Annotated in this window: 11 protein-coding genes and 2 tRNA genes; 2 read left to right on the top strand and 11 right to left on the bottom strand. The window is 66.4% G+C overall.

Translation table 11 applies throughout. The annotated features are described in order from the left end of the window. Positions 1–124: 124 nt before the first annotated feature. Positions 125–2,068, top strand: a complete 1,944-nt coding sequence (locus AC1DO7_RS14960) for a PAS domain-containing hybrid sensor histidine kinase/response regulator (protein WP_441616896.1) — start codon at positions 125–127, stop codon at positions 2,066–2,068. Positions 2,069–2,730: 662 nt separating this feature from the next. Beyond that, entirely contained in the window at positions 2,731–3,762 is a 1,032-nt protein-coding gene (pstS, locus tag AC1DO7_RS14955) for a phosphate ABC transporter substrate-binding protein PstS (RefSeq protein WP_441649719.1), read from the top strand. Between the two features lie 125 nt (positions 3,763–3,887). Here the strand turns inward: pstS and AC1DO7_RS14950 are convergent, their stop codons facing one another. The 11 genes from AC1DO7_RS14950 to AC1DO7_RS14900 form a co-directional block, all read right to left on the bottom strand. Beyond that, positions 3,888–4,118, bottom strand: coding sequence for a hypothetical protein (locus tag AC1DO7_RS14950; protein WP_441616900.1), 231 nt, complete (start codon positions 4,116–4,118; stop codon positions 3,888–3,890). Between the two features lie 39 nt (positions 4,119–4,157). Continuing rightward, the gene (locus AC1DO7_RS14945) at positions 4,158–4,433 is read right to left on the bottom strand and encodes a DUF3562 domain-containing protein (RefSeq protein ID WP_441616902.1); all 276 of its coding nucleotides are present in this window, start codon (positions 4,431–4,433) and stop codon (positions 4,158–4,160) included. A gap of 94 nt (positions 4,434–4,527) precedes the next feature. Beyond that, complete coding sequence (locus AC1DO7_RS14940) at positions 4,528–5,403, bottom strand: YceI family protein (RefSeq protein ID WP_477116287.1); 876 nt, start codon at positions 5,401–5,403, stop codon at positions 4,528–4,530. A gap of 456 nt (positions 5,404–5,859) precedes the next feature. Further along, positions 5,860–5,936: transfer RNA gene (locus AC1DO7_RS14935), tRNA-Arg, on the bottom strand. Positions 5,937–6,061: 125 nt separating this feature from the next. Then, positions 6,062–6,958 (bottom strand): hypothetical protein, encoded by an 897-nt coding sequence (locus AC1DO7_RS14930; protein WP_441616906.1) that lies wholly within the window; start codon positions 6,956–6,958, stop codon positions 6,062–6,064. Between the two features lie 339 nt (positions 6,959–7,297). Continuing rightward, a tRNA-Leu gene (locus AC1DO7_RS14925) sits at positions 7,298–7,384 on the bottom strand. A 127-nt stretch (positions 7,385–7,511) separates the two neighbouring features. Beyond that, complete coding sequence (locus AC1DO7_RS14920; RefSeq protein ID WP_441643247.1) at positions 7,512–8,783, bottom strand: amidohydrolase family protein; 1,272 nt, start codon at positions 8,781–8,783, stop codon at positions 7,512–7,514. A 33-nt stretch (positions 8,784–8,816) separates the two neighbouring features. After that, positions 8,817–9,779 (bottom strand): ABC transporter permease, encoded by a 963-nt coding sequence (locus AC1DO7_RS14915; protein WP_441616910.1) that lies wholly within the window; start codon positions 9,777–9,779, stop codon positions 8,817–8,819. Then, positions 9,779–10,870, bottom strand: a complete 1,092-nt coding sequence (locus AC1DO7_RS14910) for an ABC transporter permease (RefSeq protein WP_441616912.1) — start codon at positions 10,868–10,870, stop codon at positions 9,779–9,781. The genes AC1DO7_RS14915 and AC1DO7_RS14910 overlap by 1 nt, the downstream gene beginning before the upstream one ends. After that, complete coding sequence (locus tag AC1DO7_RS14905) at positions 10,860–12,434, bottom strand: ABC transporter ATP-binding protein (protein WP_441616914.1); 1,575 nt, start codon at positions 12,432–12,434, stop codon at positions 10,860–10,862. Before AC1DO7_RS14905 ends, AC1DO7_RS14910 begins: the two co-directional genes overlap by 11 nt. 108 nt (positions 12,435–12,542) lie before the next feature. Next, the gene (locus tag AC1DO7_RS14900) at positions 12,543–13,550 is read right to left on the bottom strand and encodes a BMP family protein (protein ID WP_441616915.1); all 1,008 of its coding nucleotides are present in this window, start codon (positions 13,548–13,550) and stop codon (positions 12,543–12,545) included. Between the last annotated feature and the right edge of the window lie 126 nt (positions 13,551–13,676).

The following is a 13,676-nucleotide window of genomic DNA, read 5'->3' as shown; positions in this document are numbered from 1 at the left end:
AGGCTGCACACGCGCCCCGCCACGCGCGGCGGCTCCCGGCAAGTTCCGCGGCGCTCCCGGCTTTCGCATAGAACGCCGGCTGCGTGTATGCTTTGAAGACCACACCTTGTTCGCGCCATCGGTCATGAACGCCCCCGCCCCTGCCGCCCCTTCGCAAGCCCCCCGCCCGCACGGTGCTTCGATCTCGCCCGATGTCAGCTTTCGCGAGGTCGTGGAGAGCATCGTGGACTATGCAATCTTTACCCTCGACACGGCCGGGCGGGTCACGAGCTGGAATGCCGGCGCGCGGAAGATGAAGGGCTACGCCGACAATGAAATACTCGGCGAGCATTTCTCCAGGTTCTACACCGAAGAGGCAATCGCGCGCGGCTGGCCGGAGCACGAACTGCGCGTGGCCCGGCTGGAAGGCCGGTTCGAAGACGAAGGTTGGCGGGTCCGCGCCGATGGCACCCGTTTCTGGGCCAACGTCATCATCACGGCCATCCGCGATGCCGACGGCCAGGAAAGCGGCTTCATCAAGGTCACCCGCGACCTGACCGAACACCGGCGGACCGAGGAGGCCCTGCGGCAAAGCGAGGAAATCCTGCGCTTGCTGGTCGAAGGGGTCAAGGACTATGCGATCTTCCTGCTCGACCCGCACGGCTGCGTGATCAGCTGGAATTCGGGCGCCACGCTGATCAAGGGCTACACCCGCCAGGAAATCCTGGGCCGGCATTTCTCGCTCTTCTATCTGCCCGAGGACATCGCCGACGGCAAGCCCGAGCGCGAGCTCGCCACGGCGCGCCGCGTGGGGAGTGTCGAAGACGAAGGCTGGCGCGTGCGCAAGGACGGCTCGACCTTCTGGGCCAATGTCATCATCACCCCGGTCTATGACTCAACCGCCGTCCTGCGGGGCTTTGCCAAGGTCACGCGTGACATGACCGAGCGGCGCCGCACGGAAGAACTGGAGCGTTCCAGCCGGCGCATGACAGAGTTCCTCGCCACCCTTTCGCACGAGTTGCGCAATCCGCTGGCACCCGTTCGCAACGCGCTCAACGCGATGAAGCTGCTGCCTGATGGCCGCCACGTCGTCGAACGCTGCCACGCGTTGATAGACCGCCAGATCACGCTCCTGACCCGGCTCGTGGACGACCTCCTCGACGTGGGGCGCATCAGCTCCGGAAAAATCGAACTGCGGCTGGCCCCGGTGGAGTTTCGCGAACTGGTGTCCCATGCCATCGAGGCCACGGCACCGGTGCTCGAGGCGCGCGCCCAGACCGTGCGCGTCGATCTGCCGCCTGTGCCCGTCGTCCTGACCGCCGACCGCACGCGGCTGGTGCAGGTACTGCAGAACCTGCTGGTCAACGCATCGAAATTCTCGCCCGAGCACTCCATCATCGACGTGGCAGGCACGTTGGGTGAGCGTCATCTCATGTTCAGGATTTCCGACCAGGGGGCCGGCATATCCGCCGACGCGCTCGATAGCATCTTCGACCTGTTCGTGCAGGTCAACCGATGGACAAGCAACCATAGCGGGGGGCTGGGCATCGGCCTGTCCCTTTCCCGCTCATTGGTGGAGCTGCATGGCGGCACCATTTCCGCCGCCAGCGCCGGGCTGGGCAAAGGCAGCACCTTCACCGTCCGCCTGCCCTATCATTCCCCGCCGGCCAGCGCGGAGCGGGCAAGCGCATCACGCGCGGCGGCGGCACGCGAGGCGTGCCTGCGCGTACTTGTCATCGACGACAACCAGGACTCGGCCGACAGCCTGTCCATGCTGCTGACGCTGCGCGGCCATGAGGTGGTGACCGCCTACGATGCCGAGCAAGGCATCCTCGCGTCCGCCAGATGCCACCCCGATCTTGCCCTCATCGATATCGCCATGCCCGGCATGGACGGCCTGGCGGCGGTGCGCGCGCTGCGTGAGTTGCCAGCATGCGCACGCACGCGATTCGTCGCCATGACCGGCTTTGGCCAGCCCGAAGACCGGGAGCGCACCCGTGCCGCAGGCTTCCACTTGCACCTGGTCAAACCGATCGATCTGCCCACGCTAGTCGAACTGCTGGCACAGACGGGGCAGCCGCCGGCCTGAGTGGCGAGCGCCACCGCGCAGCCGCCTGGCGTTGTCCGCGGTGACGCGAGACCGTCGACATGCCTGACGATGTGGCCAGCCGCGCCATTGCACGGGGCGCAGCCCTCGCGACGCTCGCCAGACAGGTCCGTCCTTTGGTCCTGACCCAAGGCACCGGACATGCCCCCCCTTGCCAGCGAAGCGCAGCCTGATCTGGCGTCAGCATGCCAAGCCAGCAGCCAGTGGCGACTCTCCTTATCTGATAAGGCCGACTTAGAACCGCACGGGACATCGCTGTCATGAAATTGAAATATTCAATTCCATGAATTTTATTCTGAAAATTATCTTCAATAGCGATATCAGCTCATCCGTATATGCTTATAAATTCCAAAGAGGAAGTAATGTCTCCTGCAAGGCTTCCATCCTGGATAGGCATACCGCGGTCGGCACATCCAGGCGCTTCGAATAGCGTACCAAACGAATGGCGTGCCAAAGCCATGCAGGGCACGGTCCGAGTCATTCCCATACCAGGAAAATCGCACGCAACTCAAAAAATGCGCTTCAGGTTTGCGGGCAAGAATCTATGCTTGATAGCTAGTCAATACGAGGAGAGAGGAGCGTAGCCAGCGGGGCTCAATGAATAGTTCGACTTATCCAGGAAATGAACATGAATTGGGGAAAAAATGAGTGGTAGCCGGATCTGCTGGAGCGTGTGGCATCGTGTGAGCGTCGCCTGTGCCATCGCGGTATTTTTCATGTCCGCACGAGCCGGCGAGATAACCGGTGCCGGCTCGACCTTCGTCTATCCCATGCTCTCCAAATGGGCGGCCACGTATTACGTCAAGACGGGACAGCAGGTGAACTATCAAGCCACCGGGTCTGGCAACGGCATCAAGCAGATCAAGGCCGGCAGCGTCGACTTTGGCGCCTCCGACATGCCGCTCAAGCCAGATGAGTTGCGCGCGGCAGGTCTCGTCCAGTTTCCGCTTGTCATCGGCGGCGTGGTGCCGGTGATCAATCTGGACGGGATCGCACCAGGCCAGATCCGCCTGACCGGCCCGCTGCTCGCGGATATCTTCCTGGGCAAGGTAGTCAACTGGAGCGACCCTGCCATCGCCGCGATCAATCCAGGCATGCGCTTTCCCCCGCAGAAGATCGTCGTGGTCCATCGCAGTGACAGTTCGGGCACCACATTCAACTGGGCTGACTACCTGTCCAAGGTGAACGGTGAGTGGAAAGCCAGCGTCGGCGCCGGGACCACCGTCAAGTGGCCCGTGGGGATCGGCGCCAACGGCAATGACGGTGTCGCCATCTATCTGAAGAACGTCAAGGGCGCGATTGGCTATGTCGAGCTAGCCTATGCCTTGCAGCGAAAACTCCCCTACGCATCCGTGCAGAATCGCGGAGGCAACTACGTTGCGCCCACGCGCGAAACGTTCAGCGCCGCGGTGGCATCTGCCGCATGGCAGAAGAGCGCGGACTTCTACCAGGTGGCAACCGATGCGCCAGGCCTCAATGCGTGGCCCATTGCCGGCGTCGTGTTTGTGATCATGCCCAGGACGTCAAGGAGCCCGGCGACGGCGAAGGACGCCCTCGCCTTTTTCAGGTGGGCGCTGAACGAAGGGCAGGCAGACACCGGCGCCGAACACTATGTTTCACTCCCGCCCGACCTGGTCAGGCAAGTCGAGTCCTACTGGGATGAGAACATCAGGTAGGCGGTGGGGTTCCGGTCTCGACCAGAACGCCCGCAAACCCGAGACGGTCGTAGTGCGCTAGCGCGGCTCGCCGGTCGGCGAGCGTCATGACGTCCAGGCCGTCCGCCGTCGCCGGCATACTTGGCCTATCGTTGCTTTGCCGAAGCCTCGAACCTGGCCAATACCCGAGCCTGGACAGCATCCATGATGGTGAGGACCTGGTCATCGACGGACGCACTTGCTGTCACACCAGTCGCATCCTTCGGCTTTGAGCCGACCGGATAGAAAACGAATACCGTGTCGAACCTGCCTGCCGACACTTTCTTCAAGCGCCGGTTGAGTGCCTTCAGGTACTGTTTCTTGATTGCCTTTGACATAGGGTTCCGGACGCTCCGTGCTGTTGCAAATGGCGAGGCTCAAGCGCCCGTGACGCGTTGCCCTCGTCGTCGAAGTGCTTCTTTGACTCTCTTCTCCGCCAACAGTAGAACATAGTCCGGGAACTTCGCATCGGTCGAAAGTGCGTCCCACGCGCTCCAGAATTCCCATTGAATAACTTCCCTCGGCACATTGTGGCACCGGGCGATCCGGTCAATTGCCTCCACCACGGACGAAGGGCGCGCCGGGCGGCCGTCGCCAGGACCAGGAGCGCTTACCGAGGGATCTGTCGGCGCAGCCTCGACTGAGTGATGCATGATTACCTTCCGCAGCGGAACGTCAGCTTGAGTCTAGACGCCGCAGGGCCCGTACGCATGCAGGATTTCAGCCGCCCCGGTATTGCCAGGCCCGTCAGGGCCCATGCACGAACTCCACCTGAATCACCATGTGCACGACGTCGTCCACGGCGGGGAACCATGTTGCAAAGCCGAACTCCCGGCGGCTGACGTCTCCGGCCGCGGAAAAGGCAAGCGTGCCTTCGCGATGCGGATCGCCGGCGGGGGCGTCCGGTGTCACGAGCAGGCTGATCGGACGCGTGATGCCGCGGATCGTAAGGTCGCCGAGCAGCCGCCCGCCGCCATCGCCGGTGCTGGCAAAGCTGGTGCTGACAAAGCTGATCTCCGGATAGCTGGCGACATCGAGCATGCCGCCGCCCCGGATAATCGCGGACAGGAAGCGCGGGCGCGCCTCGACGCTTGCGGCATCGATCGTCACCGTCACGCGGCCCGACTCAAGACCTGATCCTGTGCCTTCGAGTTGCGCGCTCATGCGGTGAAAGCGCATGCGGATCCTTGAGTGCGTGAAGGCGACGACATCGAGTGTGACGCTCGATCGCTGCGGCGCAAGCACGTACCGATCGGGGTGCCTGTCGGTCTCGGCCTGCTGTGCCTCGCCGACGGCAATCGCCAGCACCGCGAATGTCGCGAGCATGAGCCTGGCGACCGCATGCACGCGGGTGGCGCGGATCCGGCGTGGCGAATCGTGCACGATGCCTCCCCTGAAGAAGGAATGTGGCCCGCCTGGGTAAACGCGTGGCGGCCGGCATTTATTCCAGGCCCGCCGCCCGGTCGGGAAGCCGGGCGCTGCGCGATCGAGCAACGCACAAGGGCCTGTCAAGCCTGCGCGAAATCCCGGGCCGCAGGCGCCCGCGACGAGATCAGGAAGCTCCGTGTCGGGAAGCCCGGCAATCCCCAATGAGGCGAGCGGGGTTCCATATTCTCCGGACATCCGCGTGGCAGCGACGTTCTCCGCATATGTGCGTTTCCGCACAGTATGGTGCCCAGTGCTGCGGCCGTCTTCCGCTATGGTAGACATTGCACGGTGCGCCCGGTATGTCGCGCCGCTTGCCGGAAGCTGCCAGGTATTAAAGGCGAATCCGCCAGCCGATGAAACCCGCCGCCTGGCGTCCTGCAAAGAGCGTAGCGCAACGCAGGTCGCGATCATGGTGGCTCTTAGCTCGTCCCTTCCGTGCAGTCGCCCGCAAGACCAAGGCCTCGTTCTTCCGGACCAATTGGCGGACGATGGTCACGCGCTTCGTCCTTGGTTTCCGATGGGCCTGTCGCATAGGGTTGCTATACGCGGGATAGCCTCGGATCTCCGGCATGATGCAGGCCAACTGCCATGAAGCTGGCAGCGGAGCCCAAATGAAAAAGGGCTTCCATTTCTGGAAGCCCTTTTAATAGGTGGTGCGGCTGGCAGGATTCGAACCCACGACCCCTTGGTTCGTAGCCAAGTACTCTATCCAACTGAGCTACAGCCGCACGCGAGGTCGCCATTGTAGCGCAGCGGCGCATGAATGCAAGCGTTTTTTACATCCGTATGGCACACCTCTCCCCAGGCCGTCAAACAGCCTGCCCTGCCTGCCTGCTGCCTGCGAGAGACCTGCCTACCAGCGATAGCGCGCGCCCAAGGTGCCGCCCGGACTGCGGCCGGCCTTCAGCTTGAGCCATAACTTGACGCCACCGTTGGTGCTGCCGTGCGCGCCCACATTGAGCGACAGCAGGCCACGCAGCATGTCGGGATCGATGCGCGTGCCATTGATATTGATGACCTGCTTGCGGTCCTGCCATAGATCCGCTTCGACAAAGGGATAGATGCCGTTGGCGCCGGTGAGCCGCGTGGGCTGGGTGCGGTACAGCCGCACCATCACCTCGGCGGCGCTGGCATCGCCTGGCTGGACACCGAGGAAGCCAGAGCCACCCCTGTCGGCGCCGGACTGGTAGGCGATCTGCACGCGTGGCTGGATCGTGAGGCCGCCGGCCTGCGGCAGCACGGTATCCAGCGCCAGCGCCAGGCTCTGCACGCGGTTGCCGACATAGCCAGTAGCGCTCGTGACATCGTCCAGGTGCAGCGATACCGCGGGCCGCGCGGGTCTTGGAGCGGGCTCCGTGTAGACGATGCCGGCGGCCGCGGCCAGCGGGCCGGGCGCATCGTTGTAGGCAGTGGAAGGCGGCCCGGATGAGAGCGCCACGGCGGGCCGGCCCCAGCCGCCGAGCGAGGCCGCCAGGCTGGGCTGGGCGGCAGTGGCGCCTGCCGGCAATTCCGTGGGGACTGCGGCTGACGCGCCCGACTGCTCGTCCGACGCGGCAGGCTTCATGACAACCACCACCACGACAGCTTCGTTGCTGGCTACCTGGGTGGGTGATTCGGATTCGAACGGATCCCAGGCGAGGCCGGCGCCGCCGCCGGCCGGGCGTTCTTCGGCCTGCGCCAGCGTGGCGACAAGGAAGGCAAGTACGGAGCAACAGCGCAGGCAGCAGGCATGAGGATGGAGATGGGACACGCTCGTGCAATGCCCGGAAGCAGCGCTGCCCGCACCGCCTCCTGTGCTGCTCGGAGATGACACGCCCCTGGCCATGACTGCACCCCTGGCTCGAAAAAAGCTACGACTTTCGCTTGAGCATAGGTCAAAGCCGGCGCAAGCGTTAGGATCTGCACGCTTACCTTCGTGCGGCGCCGCACGACCTGGGTTTCGGCGGCCGGGCCTGCGCGCCCGGGGCCGGCAGTTGCACCGGTCGCGGGATGGCATCGCCACGGCTTTCGCCACCCCGATGCCGCGCCACAAAGGACGCGCCATAAAAAAAAGGCCGCTGCGTAAGCAACGGCCTTTTTTATCGAGTCTTGGTGCCCAGAAGAGGACTCGAACCTCCACAGTGTTGCCACCGCTAGGACCTGAACCTAGTGCGTCTACCAATTTCGCCATCTGGGCTTCGTTTTGCTGCCTGAATTGCTGCAGCGCTGCGAAGAATTGAATTATGCCGAGTGCGGAATATCCTGTCAACTGCCCCTCGGTACTTTCTTTCAAGAACGCGTCTTGCCCCGGGTGGCGCGCGCGGTCATGGCTGGAAGCACACCTGCCCTGGCCGGCCGGCCAGATGCAACGTGGCGGTAGCCGGGCGCGTGCTGGCCACCACCTTGCCGCCGCGCAGCACCAGCAACCGCGTGGCGCGCAGCCGGATCGCCTCCACCGGATCGCGCGCCTGCAGCAACACAAGGTCGGCACGGCAACCGGGCGCGATACCGTAGCCTTCCAGGCCCAGGATGCCGGCAGGTGTCTTCGTGACCGCATCGAAACAGGCGCGCATGGCATCCTGCCCGGTCATCTGCGCCACGTGCAGGCCCATGTGCGCCACCTCCAGCATGTCGCCGGAGCCCAGCCCGTACCACGGGTCCATCACGCAATCGTGGCCGAAGGCAACCGGCACGCCCGCGGCCATCAGTTCCGGCACCCGGGTCATGCCACGGCGCTTCGGGTAGGTATCGTGCCGGCCCTGCAGCGTGATATTGATCAGCGGGTTGGCGATGGCGGCCACGCCGGCTTCGCGCATCAGCGGGATCAGCTTGGACACGTAGTAGTTGTCCATCGAGTGCATCGAGGTCAGGTGCGAGCCGGTGACCCGGCCCTGCATCCCCAGGCGCACCGACTGCGCCGCCAGCGTTTCGACATGGCGCGACAAGGGATCGTCGCTCTCGTCGCAATGCATGTCCACGCGCAGGCCGCGCTCGCAGGCCAGTTCACACAGGATGCGCACGGATTCCGCGCCATCGGCCATGGTGCGCTCGAAATGCGGAATACCGCCGACCACATCCACGCCCATGTCGAGCGCCCGCCTGAGGTTGTCGAGCGCGCCAGGCGCGCGCAGCACGCCGTCCTGCGGAAACGCCACCAGTTGCAGGTCCAGGTAGGGCTTGACCCTCTCGCGCACGTGCAGCAGCGCCTCGGTGGCGAGCAGGCGCGGGTCGCAAACATCCACGTGCGAGCGGATCGCCAGCAGCCCCTTGGCCACGGCCCAGTCGCAATAGGCGAGCGCGCGCTCGACGATGGCCTCCTGCGTCAGCAGCGGCTTGAGTTCGCCCCATAGCGCAATGCCCTCCAGCAAGGTGCCGGACTGGTTGATGCGCGGCTTGCCGTAGGACAGCGTGGAATCCATGTGGAAATGCGCATCGACGAAGGGGGGCGTCACCAGTTGGCCGGCAGCGTCGACCTCGGTGGCCGCGTGCGCCGTGAGGGCCGGCTCCGCGGCCTTGATACGATCGCCGGCGATGCCGATATCGATGCCGGTGCGCCCATCCGGGAGCGAGCAGTTGCGCAGGATCAGGTCGAGCATGATGGGCTCTTTTTCTTGGTGTTTCCGTGTGGATCAGCGTTCGCCCTTGCGATAGGGCTTCATCAGCGCCTGCGGATAGGTGGCGCGCCGCGCCACCAGCACCAGCGCGAGAATCGACAGTACATAGGGCAGCATCAGGTAGAGCTGGTAGGGCAGCGGCGGCAGCCCGGGCAGGCTGGCACCGCTTTGCTGCAGGCGCAGCTGCAACGCATCGAATGCCGCGAACAGCAAGGCGCCCGCCAGCGCCCGGCCGGGACGCCACGAGGCGAACACCACCAGCGCCACGCAGATCCAGCCGCGGCCGTTGATCATATTGAAGAAGAACGCATTGAAGGCCGACAGCGTGAGGAAAGCACCGCCCACCGCCATCAGCGCCGAGCCGGCCATCACCGCGCCGATGCGCATGGCGCCCACGCGGATGCCCTGCCCTTCGGCCGCGGCGGGATTCTCGCCCACCATGCGCACCGCCAGCCCGAGCGGCGTGCGATAGAGCAGCCAGGCCACCAGCGGCACCAGCGCCAGCGCCAGCAAGGTCAGCGCCGTTTCCTCGCCGAGCACCGGGCCGAGCAACCCGCCCAGCAACGGCACCTCCGCCATCCAGCGCATCGGCCCGAAGGGCGTGATGGTCGGCGGCGTGGACACCGAGGCAAAGCCGAGCCGGTAGGCGTAGTAGGACAGGCTGGTGGCCAGCATCGTCACGCCGAGCCCGGCCACGTGCTGCGACAGCGCCAGGCTCACCGTGAGCCAGCCGTGCAGCAGGCCGAACACCAGCCCCACGCCCGCCGCGGCAGCCACCCCGCCCCACAGCGGCATGCCGTGGTAGACGGCCAGCCAGCCGCCGAAGGCGCCCGCCACCATGATCCCCTCGATGCCGAGGTTGAGCACGCCGGCGCGCTCGCACAGCAGCACGCCGAGCGTGCCGAAGATGAGCGGCGTGGCCACGCGCAGCACCGCGATCCAGAATGGCGCGGCAGCCAGGATATCGAGCAGTTCCATCAGGCCACCTTGCGCACGGCGTCGAAGCGGATGCGGTAACGGGTGAGCATGGTCGCCACCAGCATGGCCAGCAGGGCCACCGCCACGATCACGTCGGCAATCGCGTTGGGCACGCCCACGGCGCGGCTCATGCCGTCGGCTCCGACCAGCACGCCGGCCACGAAGACCGAGGCCGCCACCACGCCGAGCGGATGCAGCGCGGCCAGCATGGCGATCACCACGCCCGCGTAGCCGTAGCCAGGCGAGATATCGAGCGTGAGATAGCTGGTGCGGCCCGCCACCTCGATCACGCCCGCCAGCCCTGCCAGCGCGCCCGACAGCAGCGCCGTCCACATCGTCACGCGCCGCACCGGCACCCCGACGAAGGCCGCGGCGCGCGCGTTGGCGCCCACCGCGCGCATCTGCATGCCAAACACCGTGAAGCGGTTGACCGCCCACAGGATCACCGCCAGCGCGCACGCCAGCAGCAAGCCGCTGTGCACGCGCGTGCGCTCCATCAGCTTCGACAGTTCCAGCTCCGGCACCAGCGGCACGGATTGGGGCCAGCCCATCGCCATGGCGTCCTTCATCGGCCCGTCCAGCATCATCGACACAAGCAGCAGCACGATGAAGTTGCCCAGCAAGGTGGTCACCACCTCGTCCACGCCGAGCCGCGTCTTGAGCCACGCGGCGCCGAGCAGGAGCAAGGCGCCCGCCAGCATGCCCGCCCCCACCATCAGCGCGAAGTGCACGCCGGCCGGAAGCTGCTGGGCCCACGGCGCGGCCGCGCCGTCGACCTGCCCGCCCACCGCCACCGCCGCCAGCGCGCCGAGATAGAGCTGCCCTTCCGCGCCGATGTTGAACAGGCGGGCGCGAAACGCCACCGCTACCGACAGCCCCGTGAGGATCAGGGGCGTGGCGCGCGTCAGCGTTTCCGACCACGCGAAGCGCGAGCCGAAGCCACCCTCGAGCAACAGCGCATAGGCGCGCCCCACCGGTGCGCCGGCCCAGCGCACCAGCACGGCGCAGATCAGCAAGGTGGCGGCGATGGCGATCACGGGCGCGGCCAGCATGGCGACACGCGAGACGCCGGTCCGGGGTTCAAGCCGCATGCAGCGTCTCCCCATGCGCGCCCGCGCCAGCGGCATCGCCCGCGCCGGCCATCGCCAGGCCGAGCTCGCCCAGCGTCCAGGCAGCCGTCGGGCGGGCCGGCGTGAGGCGCCCGGCATGCATCACCGCGATGCGGTCCGCGAGCGCGTGGAGTTCGTCGAGGTCCTCCGAGATCAGCAGCACGGCCGCGCCTTCGCGCGCCGCGTCGAGCAGGCGGGCGCGCACATAGGCCACCGCGCCGATGTCGAGCCCCCAGGTGGGCTGGCTGGCCACCACCAGCAGCGGCGCCTTGCCCTCCCCGCGCACCGAGAGCGCACGGCCCAGGATCAGCTTCTGCATATTGCCGCCGGACATGGTGCGCGCCGGCACGTCGATGCCGGCCGTGCGCACGTCGAAACGGGCCACCAGCTCGCGCGCGAAGCGTTGCGCCGCCGCGCGGCGGATCACGCCGGCCCGTGAAAAATGCGGCTGGCCAAGCTGTTCGCTGGCTGCGTTCTCCCATACCGCCAGATCGCCGACGACGCCAACCGCATGCCGGTCCTCCGGCACGCGCGCCACCCCCGCGCCGATCCACGCAGCGGGCCGCGCCGGCATGGGCTTGCCGGCCAGGGTGACGCCACCTTCCGATGCGGCGAGGGTACCGCTGAGCAGCTCGGCCAGTGCGGCCTGCCCGTTGCCGGACACGCCCGCGATGCCGACGATCTCCCCTGCGCGCACCTGGAGGCTGAGCTGGCTGAGCAGTGCGCGCCCGTCCGCCGCGCGCGCGCCGGCCTGCCGCAACGCCAGCACCACGTCGGCTTCGTCCGCGCCGCCTTCCAGTGGCACCCGCTCCGGCATGGACACCACGCGGCCCACCATCAGCTCGGCCAGTTCGGCCTTGCTGGTTTGCGCGGCGGCGCGCTGCGCCACCAGCCGCCCGCCGCGCAGTACGGCGATGCGGTCCGAGACGCGCAGCACTTCGTCGAGCTTGTGGCTGATGAAGATCACCGACAAGCCCTCCGCGATCAATTGCGCCAGCGTGGCGAACAGCGTCTCGGCCTCGTGCGGCGTCAGTACCGCGGTGGGCTCGTCCAGGATCAGCACGCGCGCGCCGCGGTACAGCGCCTTGACGATCTCCACGCGCTGACGCTCGCCCACCGACAGCTCGCCCACGCGCGCGCCCGGCCGCACGCCCAGGCCGAAACGCTGCGCCAGCGTCAGCACCTTCTCGCGCGCGGCGCGCCGCTCCAGCCGCCAGTGCCACAGCGGCTGCGTGCCGAGCAGGATGTTGTCCAGCACCGAAAGGTTGTCGGCCAGCGTGAAATGCTGGTGCACCATGCCGATGCCCGCCGCCAGCGCGGCGCGCGGCTGGCCGGGCGGCAGGCGCTGGCCATCGACCTCGACCGTGCCCGCATCGGCCACGTAGTGCCCGAACAGGATGCTGACCAGCGTGCTCTTGCCAGCGCCGTTCTCCCCCAGCAGGGCCAGCACCTCGCCACGCTGCAGATCGAGCGAGATATCGTCGTTGGCCAGCAGCGTGCCGAAGCGCTTGGTGATGCCGCTCAGGCGCAGGATGGGGGTGGTCATGGGCGATGGATGAATATCAGGTCGGGCATTGAAAGCAGGGACGGCCCGCTCCCCTCTCCCACCCGGCCGGAGAGGGAAGCAGGCAAGGGCAGCCCATTGAAAGCGCCCTCACTGCGACGACTTCGGCTCCGTCTCGACCACCTTGACCGCGAACTTGCCGTCGAGAATCGCCTTCTCCCTGGCCTTGACCTTGCCCATCACGTCGCCCGGCACCTTGCCCTCGAAGGTGCCCAGCGGCGCCAGCTCGGCGCCCTTGAACTTCATCAGGGAGTAAGGGCCGTAGTCCTCGTTCTTGAACTGGCCGGACTTGACCTTTGCGAGCGCCGCGCCCACCGTGGGCTCCATGTTCCACAGCGCCGAAGCCACCACGGTGGCAGGATACTGCGGCTGGGTGTTGATGACGTTGCCGATGGCCAGCTTGCCTTTTTCCTTGGCGGCGTCCGAGACGCCGAAGCGTTCGGCGTAGAGCACGTCCGCGCCCTTGTCGATCATGGCGAAGGCGGCTTCCTTGGCCTTGGGCGGGTCGAACCACGAACCGATGAAGCTGACCGTGAACTTCACCTTGGGATTGACCTCGCGCGCGCCTTCCATGAAGGCATGCATCAGCCGGTTCACTTCGGGGATGGCGTAGCCGCCGACCATGCCGATATGGTTGGTCTTGGTCATGCCGCCCGCGATCATGCCGGTGAGGTAGGAAGGCTCCTGGATATAGTTGTCGAACACCGAGAAATTGGGCGCCTGCGGCTTGCCGGAGGAACCCATCAGGAAGGCGATCTTCGGGTAGTCCTTGGCCACCTTGCGCGCCGCCGCTTCCACGGCGAACGACTCGCCCAGGATCAGCGCCGAGCCCTGCTCGGCATACTGGCGCAGCACGCGTTCATAGTCGGCGTTGGAGACGCTCTCCGAGAACACGTAGTCGATCTCGCCGCGCGCCTTGGCCTCGTTGAGCGCCTTGTGGATGCGCGACACCCACTGCTGCTCCACAGGCACGGTGTAGACCGCCGCGACTTTCACCTTGGCCTGCGCCATGGCTGGCTGCATGCCGGCGAGCGTGCCTGCGCCGGCCATGGCCGCCGCGAACTTCAACCAGGTCCTGCGCTTGCCCTCAAACCTCATGGCTTTCTCCCCTTGTTGACAACTTCATGGCCAGGCCGGCCGGTTCCAGCCCGCAACCGCGCAGCAGCAGCCGCACCAGGTGGTCGGTGGCCTGTTCGAAATCGCGCTGGCCCAGGTGGCTCACCC

This window comes from Cupriavidus sp. 05N40, from assembly GCF_056397305.1.
The sequence above is the reverse complement of the archived record's forward strand: the minus strand, read 5'-3'. Positions and strand labels throughout refer to the sequence as shown.